This is a genomic window from Bradyrhizobium sp. (genome assembly GCF_004799405.1).
In the GTDB taxonomy this organism is placed as follows: Bacteria; Pseudomonadota; Alphaproteobacteria; order Rhizobiales; family Xanthobacteraceae; genus Bradyrhizobium.
Genome location: NZ_SSMW01000122.1, coordinates 49,532 through 70,990 on the forward strand (window position 1 = coordinate 49,532; position 21,459 = coordinate 70,990).

General features: G+C 63.4%; 21 protein-coding genes. 8 read left to right on the forward strand and 13 right to left on the reverse strand.

Annotation, left to right across the window (positions count from 1 at the left end):
* Positions 1 to 14 precede the first annotated feature (14 nt).
* From E7813_RS19350 to E7813_RS19360, 3 genes are all read right to left on the reverse strand, one after another.
* Positions 15 to 404 carry a response regulator gene (locus E7813_RS19350; protein ID WP_291576620.1) on the reverse strand — a complete coding sequence of 130 codons (390 nt, stop codon included), beginning with the start codon at positions 402 to 404 and terminating at the stop codon, positions 15 to 17.
* Positions 401 to 3,004: a GAF domain-containing protein gene (locus E7813_RS19355; protein ID WP_291576623.1), complete on the reverse strand. Its 2,604-nt coding sequence runs from the start codon at positions 3,002 to 3,004 to the stop codon at positions 401 to 403. The genes E7813_RS19350 and E7813_RS19355 overlap by 4 nt, the downstream gene beginning before the upstream one ends.
* Before the next feature lie 204 nt (positions 3,005 to 3,208).
* Positions 3,209 to 4,147 (reverse strand): DMT family transporter, encoded by a 939-nt coding sequence (locus E7813_RS19360; protein ID WP_291576625.1) that lies wholly within the window; start codon positions 4,145 to 4,147, stop codon positions 3,209 to 3,211.
* 200 nt (positions 4,148 to 4,347) lie between these two features.
* Between E7813_RS19360 and E7813_RS19365 the strand changes: the two genes are divergently transcribed.
* The 5 genes from E7813_RS19365 (at position 4,348) to E7813_RS19385 (ending at position 10,777) form a co-directional block, all read left to right on the forward strand.
* The gene (locus tag E7813_RS19365; protein ID WP_291576626.1) at positions 4,348 to 6,408 is read left to right on the forward strand and encodes a M13 family metallopeptidase; all 2,061 of its coding nucleotides are present in this window, start codon (positions 4,348 to 4,350) and stop codon (positions 6,406 to 6,408) included.
* A gap of 258 nt (positions 6,409 to 6,666) precedes the next feature.
* The gene (locus tag E7813_RS19370; RefSeq protein WP_291576628.1) at positions 6,667 to 7,959 is read left to right on the forward strand and encodes an adenylosuccinate synthase; all 1,293 of its coding nucleotides are present in this window, start codon (positions 6,667 to 6,669) and stop codon (positions 7,957 to 7,959) included.
* Positions 7,960 to 7,995: 36 nt separating this feature from the next.
* Complete coding sequence (locus E7813_RS19375) at positions 7,996 to 9,597, forward strand: hypothetical protein (protein WP_291576630.1); 1,602 nt, start codon at positions 7,996 to 7,998, stop codon at positions 9,595 to 9,597.
* 182 nt (positions 9,598 to 9,779) lie between these two features.
* The gene (locus tag E7813_RS19380; RefSeq protein ID WP_291576632.1) at positions 9,780 to 10,208 is read left to right on the forward strand and encodes a DUF5413 family protein; all 429 of its coding nucleotides are present in this window, start codon (positions 9,780 to 9,782) and stop codon (positions 10,206 to 10,208) included.
* Positions 10,209 to 10,243: 35 nt separating this feature from the next.
* On the forward strand, positions 10,244 to 10,777 hold the full coding sequence (locus E7813_RS19385; RefSeq protein ID WP_291576676.1) for a DUF4112 domain-containing protein: 534 nt from the start codon (positions 10,244 to 10,246) through the stop codon (positions 10,775 to 10,777).
* Positions 10,778 to 10,833: 56 nt separating this feature from the next.
* Here E7813_RS19385 and E7813_RS19390 read toward each other — a convergent pair whose 3' ends face one another.
* The 4 genes from E7813_RS19390 to msrA all read right to left on the reverse strand — a co-directional run bounded on the left by E7813_RS19390 (position 10,834) and on the right by msrA (position 12,818).
* A complete protein-coding gene (locus E7813_RS19390) occupies positions 10,834 to 11,130 on the reverse strand; it encodes a hypothetical protein (RefSeq protein ID WP_291576634.1) in 297 nt (98 codons plus the stop codon).
* A gap of 235 nt (positions 11,131 to 11,365) precedes the next feature.
* The gene (locus E7813_RS19395; protein ID WP_291576635.1) at positions 11,366 to 11,530 is read right to left on the reverse strand and encodes a DUF3309 family protein; all 165 of its coding nucleotides are present in this window, start codon (positions 11,528 to 11,530) and stop codon (positions 11,366 to 11,368) included.
* A 102-nt stretch (positions 11,531 to 11,632) separates the two neighbouring features.
* A complete protein-coding gene (gene msrB, locus E7813_RS19400) occupies positions 11,633 to 12,040 on the reverse strand; it encodes a peptide-methionine (R)-S-oxide reductase MsrB (RefSeq protein WP_291576637.1) in 408 nt (135 codons plus the stop codon).
* A gap of 58 nt (positions 12,041 to 12,098) precedes the next feature.
* On the reverse strand, positions 12,099 to 12,818 hold the full coding sequence (gene msrA / locus E7813_RS19405; protein WP_291576639.1) for a peptide-methionine (S)-S-oxide reductase MsrA: 720 nt from the start codon (positions 12,816 to 12,818) through the stop codon (positions 12,099 to 12,101).
* 289 nt (positions 12,819 to 13,107) lie between these two features.
* Between msrA and E7813_RS19410 the strand changes: the two genes are divergently transcribed.
* Positions 13,108 to 14,799 carry a caspase family protein gene (locus E7813_RS19410; RefSeq protein WP_291576678.1) on the forward strand — a complete coding sequence of 564 codons (1,692 nt, stop codon included), beginning with the start codon at positions 13,108 to 13,110 and terminating at the stop codon, positions 14,797 to 14,799.
* Positions 14,800 to 14,919: 120 nt separating this feature from the next.
* On the opposite strand, the gene E7813_RS19415 is transcribed toward E7813_RS19410, so the two are convergent.
* The gene (locus E7813_RS19415; RefSeq protein WP_291576641.1) at positions 14,920 to 16,029 is read right to left on the reverse strand and encodes an ATP-dependent RecD-like DNA helicase; all 1,110 of its coding nucleotides are present in this window, start codon (positions 16,027 to 16,029) and stop codon (positions 14,920 to 14,922) included.
* Between the two features lie 177 nt (positions 16,030 to 16,206).
* Here E7813_RS19415 and E7813_RS19420 point away from each other — a divergent pair, with 177 nt between their 5' ends.
* Together E7813_RS19420 and E7813_RS19425 are read left to right on the forward strand one after the other, a co-directional pair.
* Positions 16,207 to 17,421 carry an LLM class flavin-dependent oxidoreductase gene (locus E7813_RS19420; RefSeq protein ID WP_363331191.1) on the forward strand — a complete coding sequence of 405 codons (1,215 nt, stop codon included), beginning with the start codon at positions 16,207 to 16,209 and terminating at the stop codon, positions 17,419 to 17,421.
* Positions 17,422 to 17,439: 18 nt separating this feature from the next.
* The gene (locus E7813_RS19425; RefSeq protein WP_291576643.1) at positions 17,440 to 17,619 is read left to right on the forward strand and encodes a hypothetical protein; all 180 of its coding nucleotides are present in this window, start codon (positions 17,440 to 17,442) and stop codon (positions 17,617 to 17,619) included.
* On the opposite strand, the gene E7813_RS19430 is transcribed toward E7813_RS19425, so the two are convergent.
* From E7813_RS19430 to fliG, 5 genes are all read right to left on the reverse strand, one after another.
* Entirely contained in the window at positions 17,586 to 17,825 is a 240-nt protein-coding gene (locus E7813_RS19430; RefSeq protein WP_291576645.1) for a hypothetical protein, read from the reverse strand. The genes E7813_RS19425 and E7813_RS19430 overlap by 34 nt on opposite strands.
* Positions 17,826 to 17,941: 116 nt before the next feature.
* Positions 17,942 to 19,321: a sigma-54 dependent transcriptional regulator gene (locus E7813_RS19435; RefSeq protein ID WP_291576648.1), complete on the reverse strand. Its 1,380-nt coding sequence runs from the start codon at positions 19,319 to 19,321 to the stop codon at positions 17,942 to 17,944.
* A gap of 54 nt (positions 19,322 to 19,375) precedes the next feature.
* The gene (fliN, locus tag E7813_RS19440; protein WP_291576649.1) at positions 19,376 to 19,726 is read right to left on the reverse strand and encodes a flagellar motor switch protein FliN; all 351 of its coding nucleotides are present in this window, start codon (positions 19,724 to 19,726) and stop codon (positions 19,376 to 19,378) included.
* The gene (locus E7813_RS19445; RefSeq protein WP_291576651.1) at positions 19,723 to 20,370 is read right to left on the reverse strand and encodes a FliH/SctL family protein; all 648 of its coding nucleotides are present in this window, start codon (positions 20,368 to 20,370) and stop codon (positions 19,723 to 19,725) included. The genes fliN and E7813_RS19445 overlap by 4 nt, the downstream gene beginning before the upstream one ends.
* Positions 20,370 to 21,455 (reverse strand): flagellar motor switch protein FliG, encoded by a 1,086-nt coding sequence (gene fliG, locus E7813_RS19450; RefSeq protein ID WP_291576655.1) that lies wholly within the window; start codon positions 21,453 to 21,455, stop codon positions 20,370 to 20,372. The genes E7813_RS19445 and fliG overlap by 1 nt, the downstream gene beginning before the upstream one ends.
* Positions 21,456 to 21,459 lie beyond the last annotated feature (4 nt).

Here is a 21,459-nt window from a genome sequence, read left to right on the forward strand (position 1 = left end):
GCGTTGATCGCCGCTCAATTTACTTGTTGCAGCCTGGTGTCGATTTCTTCCCTCAGTAACGTGAAGTCGATGGGCTTGGTCAACAACCCAGTCGCGCCGCCTTCGATCGCCTTGCGCTTGGTTTCGGGGTCGCCGTAGGCCGTGATCATGATGACGGGAACCTCGGGCCGCAATTCCCGGACCTTGGGCAGCATTTCGAGACCGGTCATGCCGGGCATGTTGATATCCGAAAGGATCAATATCAGCGACTGCTCGATGGTGCCCGCGATGCGGGCCAGCGCGTCGGCCGCCGAGTTCGCGAAATCCATCATGAAACGCTGCGCGCGCAGGTCGCGCCGGAATTGCTGGCGGAACAAGGCTTCCACGTCCGGCTCGTCATCGACCACCAGTACCAAAACGCTCACGACTGACCTCGCTTTTTTTCTTGAAGACTGCTTGTTCGCGGCAACACGATCCGAAATTCGGTGAACCGGCCGGGCTCGGTCTCGACATCGATGGTGCCGCCGTGCTGCTTGACGATGATATCATGGCTCATCGACAGGCCAAGGCCGGTGCCTTCGCCGGCGGGCTTGGTCGTGAAGAACGGATTGAACATCTTTTCCTTCACTGCATCCGGAATGCCGGTGCCGTTATCGCGGATGCGGATCTCCACGCTGCCGCCGAGATTTCGTGTAGCCGCGATGACCGCCGGTTCAAAATCCGGACCGCCGTCATCCGTCTTGCGCTTGGTGACGGCATAAAATCCGTTCGAGATCAAATTGAGGAAGACGCGGGTGATTTCCTGCGGAAATACCTCGATGGCGCCCGCCGTCGCGTCAAAGTCACGTTGCAGCGTGACATTGAATTGCGGCTTCTCGGCGCGGGCGCCGTGATAGGCGAGGTTGAGGCTCTCATCCAGCAGCGCGTTGATGTCGGCGGGCCGGTGCTCGCCGGAGCCCTCGCGCGAATGGAGCAGCATGTTCTTGACGATCGAATCGGCCCGCTTGCCGTGCTGCACCACCTTTTCGAGATTGTCCTTCAGCATCTTCGTCAGTTCGTCGACTTCCTCGCGGGTTTTTTCGTTCATCGTTGCCTGCTTGAGCGCGTCGTTCAGTTCATCGATCAATTCCGCCGACAGCGCCGAAAAATTGTTGACGAAATTAAGCGGATTCTTGATTTCGTGGGCGATACCGGCGGTGAGCTGACCGAGCGAGGCCAGTTTCTCGGTCTGTACGAGGCGATCCTGGGCGGTGCGCAATTCTTCGAACGATTGCGACAATTCCCTGGTGCGTTGCTGGACTTGTTCGAACAGCCGGACATTGCCGATCGCGATCACCGCCTGATCGGCGAAGGTCTGCAACAAGCTGATCTGCTTGTCGCTGAAGGGATGCACTTCCATCCGGCGAAGCACGATCGCACCGATACTCTCGTTCTCGCTCAGCAACGGCACGCTCAAAATGCTGCGATGGCCCATGCGAAGCGACAATTCCCGACCGTCCGATAAATCGGCATTTTCGTCTGCGCGCAGGTCGTGAATATGCACTGGCTTCCGATCCAGGAAGGCGCGTCCGGCGGTCCAGTTGCGGTTAATCGGCCATTTCTCCAGACCGATCGGTATCGACCCATGATGTGCGCTGAAACGAAGATCACCGCCATCTCGCAGCACCACTGCGGCATCGTAGGCATCGCAGAGTTCGGCGGCATTCTCGGCGATAGCCGTCAGGACCGGCCCGACATCCGTCGGCGAGGAAGCGATCACCTTCAGGATATTGCCGCTGCCGGTCTGGTAGGTCAGCGCTTCCGTGAGGTCGCGGGTCTTCGCCCGCACCTCGTCGAACAGCCGCACATTTTCGATCGCGATCACGGCCTGGTCGGCGAACGTCTGCAGCAACAGGACGTGATGGGGAGCAAATGTACCCGGCTCGCTGCGGGTCACACTGATCATCCCGATCGTGACCCGATCGCGCAGCAGCGGGACGAACAGCAGGCTGCGGAAACCGCGCAACCGCGCCATTTCCCGCAAGTCGGGTTGTTGGGCCGCTTCGATCGTGCTTTCAAAGTCAGGAATCTCGACAACCTCCCCATTGCGGATCTGCTCGCCCCAGCTAGCCTCGGACATCGGTCGCGGAAACGACGCTTGCAGGGCTGCATCGGCCTCGGGATTGGTTCGCGTGAAAGCCATCAAGTGCAGCGCATCGTCGCGGAGGCTGTACACTGCGGTCGACAGGCCTTCGACCAGCCGGTTCGATCTTTCGGCGATGGCTTCGAATACCGGCTCTACGTCCGATGGCGAGGAGGCGATCACCTTGAGGATGTCGGCCGTTGCAGTCTGCCGCTCCAGCGCCTCTCGCGTTTCATTGAACAGCCGCGCGTTCTCGATGGCGATGGCTGCCTGATCCGCGAAGCTTTGCAGCAACGCAAGCTCTCCGGCTGTGAACGGAGCCAGCCGGTCGCGATGCACGATGAGAACGCCGATCGCCTTAGCGGCGCGCCGGAGCGGGGTTCCGGAAATCGTACGGCTGCCCGCGGCACGTGCTGGAGCCAGGCCCGGCCAGTCGGCAATCGCGGGATCGACGTTATTGACGTCGGGCAGGTGAATCTGCCGGTTTTCACTGAACGTCGCACCCGGCAGACTGTGACTTCCAATGCGAAGCTGGGCCACCGGGACTTCGGCGCCGATACGTTTCGAGCTTGGACCGTCGTGGATGACCTGGGTCCACGCGTCATCGCCGGCGACAAAGATCGATACGCTTGAGGCCGCGAACAGGCGCTTGGTGATCTTGGTGATCTCGCGCAGCGACCGGTCGGCGTCGCCTGAGTTGCTGGCAATGGCGCGGAGGATTTCGGCGCTGGCGGCCTGACCATACCGGGCCGCGCGCAGGTCTTTCGTCAACCGGACTGTCTTGCTTTCGGCTTTCTCGCGCCCGGCGATCTGTTCGTCCAATTGCCGTTGCAGGCTGGCGTTGGCGCGCTTGAGAGCGGCCAACCCGGCGCCGGGCTTCACGGTGTTTTTCTTCCCTGCCAAACCCAGGCTCCTGCCTCATATCCATCGGCGCCGGTTTTGCGCCTGGATGGAGGTCTTCAGGGGTGAATAAGCGACATGATTTTGCCGCCAAATCAATAGGGTCTCGGCGATGCCGAACTCTCCCGGAAAGCTGCTATGATGCGCTAACGGGAGGATTTTAGCCTGCTTATCCCGGGTGGTCGGTCTCGTCTGAAAGGAATTCCGTTAACCCGCGGTCGCGGGCTTTCGGGACGCTGCGAACACGCCGGCCATCACCAGCGCAAAGCCCACAATGTGAAACAATTGCGGACGCTCGCCGAGGAAGACGATGGCCATTACCGATCCGAACACCGGCACGACATGGAAGAACGGCGCAGCGCGATTGGCGCCGATCAGTTGCACGCCGCGATTGAAGCATAGATACGCCAGCGTCGAGGGAAACACCGCGACGTACAACAGCGTCAGCAGGTTCGTCATATCGAGCGCCATCACCGGGCGCGTGTACAGTTCGCGGATTACCAGCGGAATGAGGCATGCCGCGCCGCATCCGAAGGTGAAGGCGATGAACGACAGGCCATGAATCTCCGGACGCTTCGGAGACCACACCGAATAAAGGCCGAAGATCAACAGTGCGACGGTGAAGATGATATCTCCCTTGTTGAATTCGATGCTGGTGAGCGTCGTCAGGTCGCCGTGCAGCAGGATCACCAGCACGCCGATCAGCGACAGCGCGATCCCGCCGGCCTGCGCCGGCGTCAGCCGGATCCCGAACAGCACCAGCGACCACATCGCGACGAACAGCGGTCCGGCCGACTGCAGCAACAGCGTGTTCAACGCCGTGGTGTGTTCAAGCGACCAGTATTGCAGGGCGTTGAAGGCGGCAATTCCGGTAACCGAGAGAAAAATCATGGTGCCGAGCCCGGCTCGGATCGCGGCCCAGTCGCGCTTGAGGTGTCTCCACGCAAGAGGGAGAACAATCAGAAACGCCAATGACCAGCGCAGGAACGACAGCGTCACCGGCGGAATATGTCCGGCGGCGAGGCGGCCGACGATGGCGTTGCCGGCCCAGCACATCGCGGTGATGCAGAGCAGCAGATAGGGTTGGTTGGCGAGCCAATTGCCGGCGGAGGCTGCGGCGCTGAAGGTGGGATTGGAGGCGGACATTCTCGACAGGCCGGTTCATAGCGCCGCGGCCCGCCCGGCGTTCGGTGCCGGGCCGGAAATGTAGCCCGGCACGCTTCACAGACACGGATTTTCACCGCGCATCAATGGTTCAGATGCATCGCGACCATGCGCGAAAGCGGCATTCCCGCCTTTTGTTCCGACGGTTGGAAAACTCCGGCGCGTTGGTCTATCCTGCGGCCATGTTGCGGAAATTCATTCTCGCTTTGGTGATCGGTGCGGCCTTTCCGGCGGCGGCGATGGCGGAACCGCGTTCCGGCATCGACCTGTCGTCGATCGATCCGGCGGTGCGGCCGCAGGAGGATTTCTGGCAATTCGCCAACGGCAAGTGGCTGGCGGCGACGCCGATACCGGCCGACCGCGCCGCCTGGGACACCTTCTCGGTGGTGCGCGAGGCGACCCAGCAGCAATTGCGCGACGTGATCGAGGGCATCGATCCCGGCAGCGCCGATGGCAGTGAGCCGCGCAAGCTCAGCGATCTCTACGGTTCGTTCATGGACGAGGCGCGCGTCGAGGCTGCGGGCCTCGACGGCCTGCGCGACGAACTGCGACGCATCCACGACCTCCATGACAAGGCGGCGCTGCCCGCATTGTTCGCCTATTTGTCCCGCCTTCAGGTGCGCATCCCCTGGGGACTGAACATTGCGCCGGACGAGCACGATGCGACGCGCTACGTCGCGCATCTGGAGCAAAGCAGTCTGGGCCTGCCGGATCGCGATTACTATCTCAAGGACGACGCGCATTTTCAGGCGATCCGGACCGCCTATCGCGACCACATCGTCAAATTGCTCACGCTCGCCGGCGAGCCGGCGGCCGACACCAGCGCCGACGCCATCGTCGCGCTTGAAACTGCGCTGGCGCGCCTGCAATGGACGCGGGTCGAAAACCGCGACCCGCTCAAGACCTACAACAAACGCGATATCGCGGCACTTCCGGCGCTGGTCGGCAATGACGATTGGCCGTCTTACCTTTCCGCCGGTGGCGTCGGGGCGGACGTTGATACCCTGATCGTGGCGCAGCCGAGCTATTTCGACGGCGTCGGCGGGGTTTTGCGCGAGGTGCCGCTGGCGACCTGGCAGGCCTATCTGACCTACAACCTGCTCAGCGCCTATGCGCCCTATCTTTCGGCGCCCTATGTCGCCGAGGATTTTGCCTTCGAGCAGCACACGCTGCGCGGCGTGCCGGAGATCCAGCCGCGCTGGAAGCGCGGCGTTTCACTGACCGATCGCTTGCTCTCTTTTGCGCTCGGCCGGCTCTATGTCGAACGCTATTTTCCGCCGGCCAGCAAGGCCAGGGCCGATGCCATGATCGCCAACCTGATCGCGGTCTATCGCGAAAGCATTTCGACGCTCGACTGGATGGGCCCCGAGACCCGCCGCCAGGCGCTCGACAAGCTGGCGGCGATCCGCCCGATGATCGGCAATCCCGACAAGTGGCGCGACTATTCCGGGCTGGCGATCCGGCGCGACGATCTCGTCGGCAACGTCATGCGCGGGCGCCGCTTCATCTACGATTTCTGGATGGCCAAGCTCGGCCGCGAGGTCGACCGCGCCGAATGGTTTACCGCGCCGCAGACCGTCAATGCATTCTACAGCGCCAGCCGCAACCAGATCGTCTTTCCGGCTGGCATCCTGCAACCGCCGTTCTTCGACGCCGGCGCCGACGATGCCGCCAATTACGGCGGCATTGGCACGGTGATCGGCCACGAGATCAGCCACGCCTTCGACGATCAGGGCAGCCGTTTCGACGGCGAAGGCAATCTGCGCAACTGGTGGACGGAAGAGGATCGCGAACGGTTCGAAGGCAAGACCCGCAGCCTTGTCGCGCAGTACGACGCCTTTAGCCCGCTGCCCGGCTATCACGTCAACGGCGCGTTGACGCTGGGTGAAAACGTCGCCGACAATGCCGGCCTTGCGATTGCCGAGCGGGCCTATCGCCTGTCGCTCGGCGGCTGCCCCGCGCCGGTGATCGACAGCTACACCGGCGCGCAGCGCCTGTTCATCAGTTTCGCGCAAATCTGGCACGACAAGGTCCGCGATGCATTCCGCATCGAACGCCTCAAGGTCGATCCGCATTCGCCCGGACAGTTCCGCGCCGACGGCACGCTGCGCAACCAGAGCGCCTTCGTCGACGCTTTCGCGGTCAAGCCCGGCGATGCGATGTATCTGCCGCCGGATCAGCGCATCTCGCTGTGGCAGGTGGACCGCGAAGTGATGTGCAAAGAGAAAGAAAAGGCTCGATAGGCGCAGGTGGGACCGGATGTCCTCTCACAACCGGCCGGCGCCGTGTCCATTGGTCGGGTGGCGCTGCCGCACCGTAGCCATAGTTACGAATTTTTATGGGATATCAACGCGTTGAATCCGATTCGGGACCCTTCCTTGCGGGCGTTGCGGCTTGCGTCGATAGCCCGCATCCTTTATCCGATGGGATGCCTCGCATGCGAGCGGCCCCGGCCGTGATTTAGGCTGGGCGCATCATCAAGCTGCAGGGACTTCAGCGAAATGGCCAATGTTGTTGTCGTCGGCGCGCAATGGGGCGACGAGGGGAAGGGCAAAATCGTCGACTGGTTGTCGGAGCAGGCCGACATCGTCGTGCGCTTCCAGGGCGGTCACAATGCCGGCCACACCCTGGTCATCAACGGCGAAACCTACAAGCTGGCGCTGTTGCCCTCCGGCGTGTTGCGGCCCTCCAAGCTTGCGGTGATCGGCAACGGCGTGGTGTTCGATCCGCAGGCGTTCCTCGACGAGGTGGCCAAACTCAAGGGCCAGGGCGTCGCCGTCAGCCCGGAAAACCTGCGGGTCGCCGAAAACGTCACGCTGATCCTGCCGCTGCATCGCGATCTCGATTCGATCCGTGAATCTTCCAATGCGATCACCGCGATCGGCACCACGAGGCGCGGCATCGGGCCGGCTTACGAGGACAAGGTCGGCCGCCGCGCGATCCGGCTGATGGATCTCGCCGATCTGGATACGCTGCCGCACAAGATCGACCGCCTGCTGGCGCATCACAATGCGCTGCGCCGCGGCCTCAACCTGGAAGAAATCGATGGCGGCGGAATCCTGAAAGAGTTGACCGCGCTGGCGCCGAAATTGCTGCCTTATGCGGAAACGGTGTGGCGGTTGCTCGACCAGAAACGCCGCGAGGGCAAGCGCATCCTGTTCGAGGGCGCGCAAGGCGCGCTGCTGGATGTCGACCACGGCACCTATCCCTACGTCACCTCGTCCAACACCGTGGCGGCGCAGGCGGCGACCGGCACCGGCATGGGACCGAGCGCGGTCGGTTATGTGCTGGGGATCTGCAAGGCCTATACGACCCGGGTCGGGCAGGGGCCGTTCCCGACCGAATTGCACGATGCGATCGGGGAGGAGATCGGCCGCCGCGGCAAGGAATTCGGCGTCAATACCGGCCGCAAGCGCCGCTGCGGCTGGTTCGACGCGGTGCTGGTGCGCCAGACCGTGCGAACCTGCGGCATCCATGGCCTGGCACTGACCAAGCTCGATATTCTCGACGGCTTCGACTCGATCGAGGTTTGCACCGGTTATACGCTGGACGGCAAGGAAATCGACCATCTGCCGGCTGGCGAGGGGGCGCAGGCCCGAATCAAGCCGGTTTACGAGACCATCGAGGGCTGGAAGGAGCCGACCGCCCATGCCCGCTCCTGGGCGGATTTGCCGGCGCAGGCCATCAAATACGTCCGCCGGGTCGAGGAATTGGTGGGATGTCCGATTGCCTTACTTTCCACCAGCCCGGAACGCGAAGATACTATTCTGGTTCAGAACCCGTTCGAGGCTTAACGAGATGTTACCGGAAAGCCCCCATGTTGAGCAGAGATGGCTGATTACTACCCGCTGATTGCCCGCGCCATTGCCGGACTGGATCCCAGTGCCCCCGGCGAGAGCCGCCGCGCGCTCTATGTGCGCGCGCGCGAGGCGCTGATCGGTCAGCTGCGCAGCGTGCAACCGCCCTTGAGCGAAGCCGAAATCACCCGCGAGCGGCTGTCGCTGGAAGAGGCCGTGCGCAAGGTCGAATCCGAAGCCGCCCAGCGTGCCCGCGATGCTTCGCGCGGCGGCGCCCGCGCCGGCGACGCCTTCCGCGCCAACACCCGGCCGGCCGGCAGGCCAGGCGAGCCGGCGTCTCCTGCATCGCAACCGCGCCCTTCGTCGCCGCCATCGCGGAACGATCGCCCGCCGCTCGGACAGGAAGACCGGCCGGAGCGACAGGACCAGCGCACGCAGCGCAATCTGCGCGCCGACGCGCCGTTGCCGCGGCCGCAACCGCCGTCATCCCAGCCGCAGGTCCCGATGCAGGATCCCGCGCTGCCGCCGACCCGCGAAAGGACCGGCGCGCCGCGCCGCGGCTATGACAATACTCCGCCGCAGGCGCCGGGCATGCGCGGCTTCCGCGACATCACCGCCGATGCCGATGATCTCGGCCGCGCCGCGGCCCAGGCCAGCCGCGCCGCGCGAAAAACCTATGCCAACGTGCCGTCGCCGTCGCCCGAGTTCGACCGGCTCGAGCCGGGAATGGAGAACCGCGGCGCCGATCCCGACGCGTCGTATTCCTATGACGAGTCGGCGGAAGAGGCCGAACGCTACGCGCCGCCGCCGCAACAGCCGGCGTTGCGCCCGCGTCCGCAAATGGACCGCGAGCCGAAGCGGCGCACCGGCACCGGCGCGCAGTTTCCGTTCAAGAGCGCGATCGCGGTCGGCATCGTCCTGATCGTGGTTCCCGCCGCGGTGCTGTGGGGCAGGTCGGTGGTGACGGCCGTGAGCGGGCTGTTCAAGCCCGCCGCGACGGTGGTGGAAGCGCCAAAGGATACTTCGGCGCCGCTGTCGAAGCCGAAGATACCCGACCGCGTCGGCCAGCCGCCGTCCACCGAACAGGTCGCGCCGGTGGCGCAGCGGGTGGTGCTGTATGACGAGGATCCTGCCGATCCCAAGGGCAAGCAATATGTCGGCTCGGTGGTCTGGCGCACCGAAACGATCAAGGCCGGGGCCGGCCAGAACGCCGATCTGGCGGTGCGCGCCGATATCGAGATACCCGACCGCAAGTTCAAGATGACGATGTCGTTCCGCCGCAACACCGACACCTCGCTGCCGGCCAGCCACACCGCGGAATTGACCTTCATCCTGCCGCAGGATTTCGCCGGCGGCGGCGTCGCCAACGTGCCGGGCATTCTGATGAAATCCAACGAGCAGGCGCGCGGCACGCCGCTGGCGGGCCTCGCGGTCAAGGTCACCGACGGCTTCTTCCTGGTCGGGCTGTCGAATGTCGAGGCCGACCGCTCGCGCAACCTGCAGCTACTGAAGGAGCGCTCGTGGTTCGACGTGCCGCTGGTCTACGCCAACCAGCGCCGCGCCATCATCGCCATCGAAAAAGGCCCCCCCGGCGAACGCGCGTTCAACGATGCATTCGCTGCGTGGGGGGAATAGGGATGCATCCCCTCTAGCGGGGCGAAGATGGGCTGAGACATCTTCGGCTGGATCGCCACAGGCTTTCTCGTCCGCCCGATAATGCGGTTGGTCGCTGTTTTACTATTTCCAAAATCCGGGATCTGCTTGACGAGCGCTGGCGCGAAACTGCTATGCTCCGCGAAAAGCGCAAGGGGGACATCATGAAACGCTATCTGATCTTTGCGGCGCTGGTGCCGCTGTTCGGCGGGTTCTGGCTGCTGCTGACGACCACGGTGATGGCGGGATACTGGAGTCATCCGCCCAGCCTTGCCGAGACCGAGAAAGTTATCGCGGTGTTCGCCACGACGCTTCAATTTAGCTACCTGTTCGGCATCCTGCCGGCGCTGATGATCGCCGCGGTGGACGACATCCTTTTCCACGTCAAGAGAATTGGCTGGGCGGTCCGGATGCTGATCGTCGGCGTCATCGCGTTTTTTGCGGCGGAACTGATCTACGGCTCACGCGGGCCGGACAGCGGCGCCGTCCAGTTCGTGCTTTACGGCCTGGTGGGTTTTATCCCCGCAATGATCTCCTCATGGCTGGCGCACAGGGTCGAGACCCAGGCTGTCGAGACCAAAGCTGCGGCATGACGCAACTTGCGCCGGGCTCATGCGTTACCCATCTGATGGCGATGTCGAACGACCAGATTTTCTCCCCTGGCTCTGCGCGTGCGAACCGGCCGTTTCGCGGACCGCGGCCGCAGGGTCCGATCATCGATCAGGAGGGCCGCGAAATCCGCGAGGAATCGCTGGGGCCGCAGGCGCGCGGCTTCCGCATCGATTTCGGGAATTCCAGCGCCAATCCGTTCGCCAATCTCACTCGCGAGCAGCGGCTGGCGCGGCTCGATGCGCTGGCGAAGCTGCTCGACATCGCTTTCATCGTGCCCGGCACCAACATCCGCTACGGCATCGACGGCATTATCAATCTAATTCCGGTGGTCGGCGATATCATCACCACCGCGATCTCGCTGTGGCTGGTGCGCGAGGCGCGCGCGCTCGGCGCGCCCTGGCATGTTACCGCGCGGATGCTCGGGAATGTCGCGATCCAGGGCGTGGTCGGAACGGTGCCGGTAGCCGGGGATGCCTTCGACGTCATGTTCCGCGCCAACATCCGCAATGTGCGGCTGCTGCGGCGCTGGATGGACAAGCAACCGGGCTAGCGCACGATCCGAAAGATCATGCGCCGGCGGAAGCGCGTTTCGTCAGTGCGAAAGGGTTAGGCGGCGTCGGCGTCCGCAGCGTTGCTGGCGGGCGCGGGCTCCGGCGCACGCGGACGGCGCGGCAGCGGAAAATCCTGGCTCTCATAAAGGGTGCGGATGCCGCTCTGGTCGAAGCGGGCTTCATCCACCTGCAGATAGGCGCCGTTCAGCGAATCCGCCGGCAATTCCTCGATCGCAAATTGCACCGCGGCGGCCGCCGTGTCGAAACGGCGATAGGCGAAACCAGCCCGCTTCTTCTTGCGGATCGCGGCAGGGAATAATTCGGCGGCGGTGTTGTAGCTGAAGGCAGCCATGGTCAGGGACCTCTGATCTTTTTATCGCGGACGCGAACGGTTCTTTATCGCGGACGCGAGCGGTTCGATGGCGCTGGCCCGCCGTTCGGCGGCGCGCCGGTTCACATCATTTCAGGACAGCCCCTAATATAAGCTCGTTTGACAGAAATGCGAATCCTCACAGGCGTGATGATGAATCCGCCGGCGCCGGTCGGGCGATCGGAATAAAGTCTGTTATTTCAAGGTCCTACGCGGCTCAGAGCTTGCCGAGCAGCAGAAGGATGATCAATACCACCAAGATGACGCCGCCAATGCCCATTCCGGAATGGCCCATGCCGTAGCCGTAACCGCCGAACCGGCCGCTGAAGCCTCCGAGCAGGAAAATGATCAGGATGATGACGAGTATTAGACCGAGTGACATGGCACTTTCCCCCGAGAACGGCCGGCGGATGGAAATCCGCCGTCCCGCTCGGGGAACAAAGCATATCCCGGCTCTTGGTTCCAGCGCAGGAACCGGGCGGGTCTATTTCGGCTGCAGTTTCAGCGCCGCCGAATTGATGCAGTAACGCAGTCCGGTCGGACCGGGACCGTCGTCGAACACATGGCCGAGATGGCCGTTGCACTTCGAGCACAACACTTCGGTCCTGACCATGCCGTGGCTGATGTCGCGCTCCTCGTCGACATGGCTTTCCGCGGCGGGCGCGGTGAAACTCGGCCAGCCGCAGCCGGAATCGAACTTGGCGTCGGATTCGAACAGGGTTTGTCCGCAGCCGGCGCAGGTGTAGGTGCCCTGCCGCTGCTCGTGCTCATACTCGCCGGAGAACGGCCGTTCGGTCGCCTTCTCGCGCAGCACGGCGTACTGCGTCGGCGTCAATTCGCGGCGCCACTCGGCCTCGGTTTTCTCGACTTTTGCGGTTTTGGTGTCGGTCATTGTCATTTTCCCTCACCGGCTCGTGTTTCGCACATCCCGGAACGACGATTCAATCGGCTCAGTTGGTGACTTTTGCGCTGCTCACCAGCGTCGGCTTTTCGAGGTAGTTGGCGGCAAAGATCTTCTTCAGGTTCTCGATCTTCGGAAGATCGTTGTAGGCAATATAGGGTTGGCTCGGGTGCAGCGTCAGGTAGTCCTGATGATAGTTCTCGGCGGGGTAAAACCCCTCAAGCGGTCCCACCTTGGTCACGATCGGCTTGTCATAGACCTTGGCGGCGTTGAGCTGGGCGATGTAGGCGTCCGCGACCTTCTTCTGCTCGTCATTGGTGGTGAAGATCGCCGAGCGGTACTGCGTGCCGCTGTCCGGCCCCTGGCGGTTCAACTCGGTCGGATTGTGCGCGACCGAGAAGAAGATCTGCAGGATCTTGCCGTAGCTGATTTTCTTCGGATCGTATTTGATCTCGACGGATTCGGCGTGGCCGGTCGAGCCGGTGCTGACGATGTCGTATCTGGCGGTGCTCTTGTTGCCGCCGGCATAACCGGAGACCGCGTTGACCACGCCTGCGGTGTGCTGGAACACGCCCTGCACGCCCCAGAAACAGCCGCCCGCGACCACCGCGGTCTGGATGGCGTCGGACGCCTGGGCATCGATGGCGGGAGCCGGGATGATCACGGCGTCTTCCGACGCGCGCGAAGGCGCCACCGCGAAGGCAGCGATAGCCAGCGCGCCGACCGTGGCGGCGCAGATCGAGAGGCGGCTGAATGGGCTGGGGGACATGAGAATTCCTCTTCAAGTCGGCGGATTGGGGGCAGTCTAGAGCGGCAGCCGCGGTTCGCAATCGTCGTGAGCTTCGCCCGATCTACCAAGATACGCGGCGGCACCGCCGTTGTTACTGCGGAACGCACACGAGTTCGTGAATAAAAGCCGGGTGATTGCAGGGGTTTATCTGGTACGGGGCCGGCGCGAAACATCGCGGCCGATCTCTGGCGAATTTTGCGAAACTGGCTTTTAATGAACCCCGCTGGCGATTGAACGACGAACCACCATGCCCCTGAGCGTTCCGCAAATGTTGCGCGCCCTGTTTGTATCGGCCGTTATATTGGTCGTATCGCCCCTCAGGCCGGCGATGGCCGGCCCGATGCTGGCGGATGACCTTGAGACCTGCCGCAACAAGCAGACCGAGGACAAGGCGGAACGGCTGGACGCGTGCGAAAGGCTGATTGCAGGGGGGAAGACCACCGGTAAGGATCTTGCGCTCGCCTACGCGGTCAGGGGCCAGACCTTCGGGCAGAAGCGCAACTACGACAAGGCGATTGCGGCGTTCAACGCGGCGCACGACGCCGATCCGGACGAAGCCAATTACATCAACGCCCGGGGCTTTGCCTATGAGCAAAAGGGCGACGACGATCACGCCATGGCGGACTACAATCTGGTGCTGCAGATGCGCCCGCGATCGCCGCTCGCGCTCTACAATCGCGGCACGCTGTATATGCGCAAGGCTGCGCTGCAAAGCGCGCTCGACGATTTCAACGCCGCGCTGGCACTCAAGCCGGATCTCTACCGGGCGCTTGCCGACCGCGGGCGGGTACGCACCGTTAACAAGGACTTTGACGGCGCGCTGGCGGATTTTGCCGAAGCCGAACGGCTGTTTCCGGCGGTGCCGATGGCCCACAACTATCATTGCCTCGCCTTTACAGCCATGGGCAAGTTCGATGAGGCGATTGCCGAATGCAACGGCGTGATCGAAAAGGCGCCGAAATACCAGTTCCCGCTGGTGAGCCGCGCCGAGGCCTATCTGGCCAAGGGCGACCTGGATGCCGCACTCCAGGGTTTCAATTTCGTGCTCGGCCTCAATCCCAATAATGTGCGTGCCCATGCCAGCCGTGGCGAGTTGTTCGAGAAGAAACACGATCTGGCCCAGGCGCGCGCCGACTACCGGTCCGCGGCGTTCGCCCTGACGCCTTACGACAATTTCGAAACCGGGCTGGCGCGTCAAATCGCGCGTGAGCGGCTGGCCGCGCTGACCCCGCAGGCGCCAACGGCGCCGGACAAGGTTCGCCGCATCGCCCTGGTTATCGGCAACGGCGCGTACAAGAACGTGCACCCGCTCGACAATCCGCCGCGCGACGCCAAGCTGATCGCCGGCGCGCTGCATGACATCGGATTTCAGACCGTGACGCTGTCCAACGATCTCACCCGCGACAAGTTCTTCGAGACGCTCAAGGCCTTCGCCACCGAAGCGGAAAAGGCCGACTGGGCCGTGGTCTATTATGCCGGCCATGGCTTCGAGATCGGCGGCGTCAATTACCTGGTGCCGGTCGACGCCAGACTGGCCGCGGACAAGGACGCCGAAACCGAGGCGGTGGCGCTGGAACAGGTGATCGCCGCGGTCGGCGGCGCGCACAAGCTGCGTCTGGTCATGCTGGATGCCTGCCGCGACAATCCGTTTGCACCGACCATGCAGCGGACCATCGAGTTGAAGCTGGTCGACAAGGGGTTTTCCAATATCGAGCCCGCCGCCGGCTTCATGGTCGTCTACGCCGCCAAGCATGGCGAGACTGCGCTGGATGGCGACGGCGTCGACAGCCCGTTCGCCACCGCGGTGGTGCGCGACATCAAGCAGCCGCATGTCGAAGTCCGCAAGCTGTTCGACATCGTCCGCGACGACGTCTGGAGCGAATCCAAACACCAGCAGCAGCCGTTCACCTATGGCTCGCCGCCGGGCCGGGAAGATTTTTACTTCGTGGCGGGGAAGTAATCTCAATCCCTCATGGTGAGGAGGCGCGCTTGCGCCGTCTCGAACCATGAGAGCCCATCTCTCCTATCCTTCGAGACGCACGCAAGAACGCGCTCCTCAGGATGAGGTTTCCCGATATCGCTACACCACCACGCTCAACCGTTTCGCTGCGCGCGTGATGCCGGTATAGAGCCATCGTCCACGGCTTTCCCCGAACGCAAAGCTCTCGTCGAACAGCACCACGTCGTCCCATTGCGAGCCCTGCGATTTGTGCACCGTGAGCACATAGCCGTAATCGAACTCGTCATAGGGCTTGCGCTGCTCCCACGGGATGGTTTCGATGGCGCCCTCGAAGCAGTCGACGCGAACCGAAACCTTCGTCACCTTGTGACCGAAGTCTTCATCGGGCGACAGCCGCATGGTGATGATTTTCGATTTCGAGGCCGCGCGCGACTTCACCCGCCACAGCCCGCCGTTGAACAGGCCCTTCTTGCGGTTGTTGCGCAGGCAGACCAGCTTGTCGCCGGCCACCGGCAGCGGATCCTCGATATGCTGCTTCTGCCGCACCCGCATGTTGTAGGAGCGCCGCGTATTGTTGCGCCCGACCAGCACCTGATCGGCGCTCATCACCCGGTCCGGATCGAGTTCGGCGCGCGATATCACCTCGCTTTCGCCGTAACGCCCGATATCGAGGTCGCGGCCTTCGCGCACATCCATCGACATCCGCACGATCGGATCGTTCTGCGCCTGGCGATGCACCTCGGTGAGCATCGCGTCGGGCTCGCAGTCGGTAAAAAAGCCGCCGCCCTGGATCGGCGGCAGTTGTGCGGGATCGCCGAGCACCAGCAGCGGACAGTCGAACGACATCAGGTCGCGGCCGAGCTCCGCATCCACCATCGAACATTCGTCGATCACGATCAGCTTGGCCTTCGACGCCGGCGCATCGTCCCACAATTCGAAACTCGGTTGCTCGACCCCGGATTCGCGTGCGCGGTAAATCAGCGAGTGGATCGTCGAGGCGTTGTCGCAGCCCTTGTTGCGCATCACCAGCGCGGCCTTGCCGGTGAAGGCGGCGAACTTCACCTCGCCGTCGACGCCATCGGCGATATGCCGCGCCAGGGTGGTCTTGCCGGTGCCGGCATAGCCGAACAGCCGGAAGATCGGCGGCGTACCGTTCTTGCCGGGCTTTGCCTTCAGCCAGTCGGCAACGGCTTTCAGCGCGGAATCCTGATGCGGCGTGAAGGTGGGCATGGGGTCTCGGTGGAGGGAGGGCCGAGCATTTGAGCGACGACTCACAGGCCGCAAAACTAACCATTCATGCCGTCAGTGCAAGCCGTCTTCCGCGGCGCGGAATTGGCTGGACGCTGGACTCGGCGTTGGCGGGGAATACACTGCGTGAAAACAACGATCGGCTGGCGGGAGGCCAACATGAAGTTCGGCATTTTCTATGAGCTGCAGTTGCCGCGACCGTGGCAAGCCGGCGGCGAGCTCAAGCTCTACCAGGATGCGCTGACGCAGCTCGAGACCGCCGACCGCTGCGGCTACGACCATGCCTGGGTGGTGGAGCATCATTTCCTGGAAGAATATTCGCATTCGCCGTCGCCGGAATCGTTTCTCGCCGCCGCCTCCCAGCGCACCAGGAACATCCGGCTCGGCCACGGCATTCTCCAGCTCACCACCAATCATCCCGCCCGCGTCGCCGAGCGCGTCGCGGTGCTCGACCTGTTGAGCAACGGCCGCTGCGAATTCGGGATGGGCGAAAGCGCGTCGATCACCGAACTGACGCCGTTCGGCCGCGACATGGAAACCAAAAAGGAAGTATTCGAGGAGGCCGTCCGCGCCATCTTCCCGATGTTCAAGGAAGGCGGCAGCGAGCATCACGGCAAGTATTTCGACATCCCCTTGCGCAACGTGGTGCCGAAACCGGTTCAGAAACCGCATCCGCCGTTGTGGATGGCATGCTCGCAGCTTCCGACCATCGAGCGCGCGGGCCAGCACGGTTTCGGCGCGCTCGGTTTTCAGTTCGTCAGCGCCGACGCGGCGCATGCCTGGGTGCATGCCTATTACAACGCCATCACCAAGCGGCTGAAGAAGCTCGCGGACTACGAGATCAACCCCAACATGGCGCTGGTCTCGTTCTTCATGTGCGCGAAAACCGACGAGGAGGCGCGGGCGCGCGCCGACGGCGCCACCTTCTTCCAGTTTGCGCTGCGCTATTACGGCCAAGGACAGAACCGGGCGCGCCCGGCGCCCGGCACCGTCAACATGTGGGACGAATACAACAAGTGGAAACGCGAGAATCCGGAGGCCCAGGAGGCGGCGTTGCGCGGCGGCCTGATCGGCTCGCCCGAAACCATCGCCAGAAAGTTGCGGCGCTTCCGCAACTCGCATATCGACCAGGTGATCCTGCTTAACCAGGCCGGCAAGAACAGCCACGAGCACATCTGCGACTCGCTCGAACTGTTCGCCAGGGAAGTGATGCCCGAGTTTCGCGCCGATCCCGAGCACGACGCGTGGAAGGCCGGCGTAATGAGCGGCGCGATCGAGCTCGAGGAAATCGACACCGAAGCCTTCAAGGACCGCTACGGCAAACTGGCGGTGAGCGTCGCACCGGCAAAACCGGCGACCGCGGTCGCTGGGTAGCCGCCCGGCGAAACAGCGATGAAACGAATCGCGGTCTGGATATTTTACGCGATCGGCACGCTGGCGATCGCCTATCTTGCGCTGTATTTCTATGCCGCGTTTACCGGGCGTGCGCTGGTGCCCGGCGACCCCATCCACATCTTTCGCAAGCCCGATGCCCCGAACTACTCGGCGGCAACGGACGGCGCCTTGGCGTGATGGCGGGAGACGAAGGTGCGGCCCATGGTGATGTTCTTCTGGGCGCGGATCTGGGTGTTGTCGTACGTCCAGCACTCGCCGGAATCGTCGAGGAAGCAGACCCAGAGCAGGTTGTATTCCGGTCCATAGTCGATCAGCAGATGGGCGTATCCGTCGCCCCTCGGGGTGATAACCGGGATCGGCGGATCGAGTTGCAGCATCGACATGGACGGATTCCAAACAGGGTGCGGCGAATGGCTCTGTTTGAAAAACGGTGCTGCCTTCAAATAGTTCCGGCGCGAGCTGATCCCCGCGCCGGATTTATTCCAGACTGCGGCGATCCTTACGCCGTCGCGGCCATCCGTTGGAAATCGCCGGCGCCGGCCGGCGTGATCGGCAATCCGCCGTCGGCATATTCGTTCAGCTTGTTGCGCAGCGTGCGAATCGAGATGCCGAGGATGTTCGCGGCATGGGTGCGGTTGCCGAGGCAGTGCTTCAGCGTTTCCAGTATGAGATCGCGCTCGACGTCGGCTACCGTGCGTCCGACCAAGGCGCGGGTGACCTGTTCGGCGGCGAAGGTGGCGTGCGCCACCGCCGGCACGGTCTTGGCAATGTCGAGACGGTCGCCGTCCGGCGTCAGGATGGCCTCGACGCCGATCTCGTCGCCCTGCGCCATCAGCACTGAACGGTGGATGGTATTTTCGAGTTCGCGGACGTTGCCCTGCCAGCGGTTGGACGTCAGCACCCGCCTTGCGTCGGCGGAAATCGGCCGCACCGGCACGCCGTTGGCGTCGGCATATTTCCGGGCGAAGTGTTGCGCCAGTTCCAGGATGTCCGCCGGGCGCTCGCGCAACGGCGGTATCTTCAGGTTGACGACGTTGAGCCGGAACAGCAGGTCTTCGCGGAAGGTGCCTTCGCGCACGGCATCCGCCAGGTTGCGGTTCGAGGTCGCGATGATCCGGATATCGACCGGTACCGGCCTGGTGCCGCCGACCCGGTCGATCACCCGCTCCTGGATGGCGCGCAGCAATTTGGATTGCAGCCGCACGTCCATCTCGGAGATTTCGTCCAGCAACAACGTGCCGCCGGTGGCTTCCTCGAATTTTCCGATCCGCCGCGCCACCGCGCCGGTGAAGGCGCCCTTTTCATGGCCGAACAGTTCGGATTCCAGGAGGTGCTCGGGGATCGCCGCGCAATTGATCGAGATGAACGGCCGCTTGGCGCGATTGGAGCGGATGTGGACATAACGCGCCAGCACTTCCTTGCCGGTGCCGGATTCGCCGGTGACCATCACCGAGGCGTCGGAGCCCGCGATCTGTTGCGCCAGCTTGATCACCTTGGCCATCGCTTCGTCGCGATAGACCAATTCGCGTGAATCGTTGGCGACGGCGGCGAGCACCGCGGCGATCAATTCCGGATCGGGCGGCAGCGGGATGTACTCCTTGGCGCCGGCATGGATCGCGGCGACCGCGGCGCGGGCGTCGTTGGAGATGCCGCAGGCGACGATCGGGACATGGATATGTTCGGCCTCCAGTCGCATCACCAGGTCGCGGATATCGAGGGCGACATCGATCAGCAACAGGTCGGCGCCCTTGCCGCCGCGCAACACGCGCATGGCCTGTTCGTGGTCCTCCGCGTGGGTGACGGAAGCGCCGTTGTCCATCGCGATCTTGGTGGCTGTCGTAAGCTGGCCCTTCAATGTGCCAACGATGAGAAGCCGCATGATGTTCTCCTGTTCGTCTGTTCGCGCTCTTTGCTGCGCGGTATCGTCAAAACCCTAAGCGCGCTCTTCCTTGATGATTTCCGTCATGGTCACGCCAAGCTTGTCTTCCACCAGAACCACTTCGCCTCGCGCCACCAGCCGGTTGTTGACGTAGATGTCGATGGCTTCGCCGACGCGGCGATCGAGTTCGAGCACGGTGCCGGGTCCGAGTTTCAACAGCTCGCCGACATCCATCTTCGAGCGGCCGAGCACGGCCGAGACCTGCACCGGCACGTCGAATACGGCTTCGAGGTCGGCGGCAACGCGCGCGGATTGTTCGTCCTCGTGATAGGCCACGTCGCCGATCGCCGGCGCGTCGGCGGCGTTGAGGTCAGGAAGCGGAACCTGTGCGTCGGTGTCACTCATGGTCTAGTCCTCATCGCCGCGGTTTCGGCCTGATTGCGGGACGCCATATAGCGCCCGACAAGTTCGTTGATCTTTGCTTCGGTCGCCGCGCGCTCCAGCACGACGCCGCCATCGGCCCACTCGATCCTGCAATCGCCGGTATCGATTTCCGGCTCCGCCAGGATCACCAGGCGGCCCTCGAAGCCGCTTTGTTTCGCCATTCGTTCGATCCGCTCGCGCGCAGCCTCGTAAAGCGAATCGTTGATCCGGACCACCAGATGCGGCGTCGAGACCAGATGCGAGAAGCAGTCGTTTACCAGCCCGGTGATTTCGCCGAGCGGCTCGGAGGCAATCAACTCGCTGCACAATTTGCGCGCCACCGCGACGGCGACATCGACGGCCTCGGTCTCCATCCGGGTTTCAATGCCGGAAAAGCCGGTCACGATGGCCCGGATGGCGATCCCGATTTCCTCGAGCGCGAGCGCGGTGCGGCGGTCGCTCTCCGCCTTCGCCTCGCGTTGCCCGGCGTCGTACCCGTCGCGATAGGCGCGGGCCTCGGCGGATGCGATCTTCTGCGCGATTTCCGACGGGGTCGCGGCCCGCTCGCGCGCCCGGTCCGGCGCGGAGAAGTCCATGTCGAACAGGAATTTTGCGGGGGCGGCCATCAGTACACCAGCTCGTCGTCGGCGCGGTTCTTGGTCAGCATGATTTCGCCCTTGGCCGCCAGGTCCTTGGCGAGGTTGACCAGCAGCGCCTGCGCCTCGTCGACGTCGCGCAAGCGCACCGGGCCGAGCGCGGCCATGTCGTCGAGCAGCATCTTGCCGGCGCGGGACGACATGTTGCCGAGGAAGAAACCGCGGACTTCGTCGTTGGCGCTCTTGAGGGCTATGCCGAGCTTGTCCTTGTCGACGTGGCGCATCAGGGTCTGGGCCGACGCGGAGTCCAGTTTGATGAGGTCGTCGAAGGTGAACATCAGCGCCTTGATGCGTTCGGCGGATTCGCGGTCTTCCTCTTCGAGCGAGGTGATGAAGCGGGTTTCGGTCTGGCGGTCGAAATTGTTGAAGATCTCGGCCATCACCTCGTGGGCGTCGCGGCGGCGGGTCTGCGACAGGTTCGACATGAATTCGGTACGAAGCGTCTGTTCGACGCGCTCGATCACTTCCTTCTGCACCGCCTCCATCCGCAGCATGCGGCCGACCACGTCGAGCGCCATGTCCTCGGGCAGGATGGCCAGCACCCGCGCGGCGTGCTCGGGCTTCAGCTTCGACAGCACCACCGCGATGGTTTGCGGATATTCGTTCTTGAGATAGTTGGCGAGCACCTCTTCCTGGACGTTGGAGAGTTTCTCCCACATGTTGCGGCCCGCGGGGCCGCGAATCTCGTCCATGATGCCGCTGACCCGCTCGGACGGAAGGTATTGCTGCAGCAGCCGCTCGGTGGCGTCGAATGTCCCCATCAGCGCGCCGGATGCCGACATCCTTGAGACGAATTCGAGCAGCAGGTCTTCCACCACGTCGGCTTCGACGGTGCCGAGCGTCGACATCACCATCGACAATTCGCGCACTTCATCGTCGTCGAGCAGCGACCAGACCTTGCCGCCATATTGCTCGCCCAATGCCAGCATCAGGATCGCGGCACGCTTGGGGCCCTTCAACGGCGGACTTTTGGGACGATTGCCCTGACGGCTCGCCAGCGTGGCGATGACGGTGCCGATATCGTTGGGGTTGCTGGTGGTTTGCGGTACGGCCATGTCG

Excerpts from the sequence above, each read along its gene's own strand:
- E7813_RS19430 (WP_291576645.1), bottom strand. The coding sequence starts at position 17,825 with ATGTCGATGCTGCAACTCGATCCGCCGATCCCGGTTATCACCCCGAGG.
- msrB (WP_291576637.1), bottom strand. The coding sequence starts at position 12,040 with ATGACCGACACCAAAACCGCAAAAGTCGAGAAAACCGAGGCCGAGTGG.
- E7813_RS19425 (WP_291576643.1), top strand. The coding sequence starts at position 17,440 with ATGAAACGAATCGCGGTCTGGATATTTTACGCGATCGGCACGCTGGCG.
- fliN (WP_291576649.1), bottom strand. The coding sequence starts at position 19,726 with ATGAGTGACACCGACGCACAGGTTCCGCTTCCTGACCTCAACGCCGCC.
- msrA (WP_291576639.1), bottom strand. The coding sequence starts at position 12,818 with ATGTCCCCCAGCCCATTCAGCCGCCTCTCGATCTGCGCCGCCACGGTC.
- E7813_RS19435 (WP_291576648.1), bottom strand. The coding sequence starts at position 19,321 with ATGCGGCTTCTCATCGTTGGCACATTGAAGGGCCAGCTTACGACAGCC.
- E7813_RS19410 (WP_291576678.1), top strand. The coding sequence starts at position 13,108 with ATGTTGCGCGCCCTGTTTGTATCGGCCGTTATATTGGTCGTATCGCCC.
- E7813_RS19390 (WP_291576634.1), bottom strand. The coding sequence starts at position 11,130 with ATGGCTGCCTTCAGCTACAACACCGCCGCCGAATTATTCCCTGCCGCG.
- E7813_RS19375 (WP_291576630.1), top strand. The coding sequence starts at position 7,996 with ATGGCTGATTACTACCCGCTGATTGCCCGCGCCATTGCCGGACTGGAT.
- E7813_RS19415 (WP_291576641.1), bottom strand. The coding sequence starts at position 16,029 with ATGCCCACCTTCACGCCGCATCAGGATTCCGCGCTGAAAGCCGTTGCC.
- E7813_RS19395 (WP_291576635.1), bottom strand. The coding sequence starts at position 11,530 with ATGTCACTCGGTCTAATACTCGTCATCATCCTGATCATTTTCCTGCTC.
- E7813_RS19360 (WP_291576625.1), bottom strand. The coding sequence starts at position 4,147 with ATGTCCGCCTCCAATCCCACCTTCAGCGCCGCAGCCTCCGCCGGCAAT.
- fliG (WP_291576655.1), bottom strand. The coding sequence starts at position 21,455 with ATGGCCGTACCGCAAACCACCAGCAACCCCAACGATATCGGCACCGTC.
- E7813_RS19445 (WP_291576651.1), bottom strand. The coding sequence starts at position 20,370 with ATGGCCGCCCCCGCAAAATTCCTGTTCGACATGGACTTCTCCGCGCCG.
- E7813_RS19370 (WP_291576628.1), top strand. The coding sequence starts at position 6,667 with ATGGCCAATGTTGTTGTCGTCGGCGCGCAATGGGGCGACGAGGGGAAG.
- E7813_RS19420 (WP_363331191.1), top strand. The coding sequence starts at position 16,207 with ATGAAGTTCGGCATTTTCTATGAGCTGCAGTTGCCGCGACCGTGGCAA.
- E7813_RS19380 (WP_291576632.1), top strand. The coding sequence starts at position 9,780 with ATGAAACGCTATCTGATCTTTGCGGCGCTGGTGCCGCTGTTCGGCGGG.
- E7813_RS19385 (WP_291576676.1), top strand. The coding sequence starts at position 10,244 with ATGGCGATGTCGAACGACCAGATTTTCTCCCCTGGCTCTGCGCGTGCG.
- E7813_RS19365 (WP_291576626.1), top strand. The coding sequence starts at position 4,348 with ATGTTGCGGAAATTCATTCTCGCTTTGGTGATCGGTGCGGCCTTTCCG.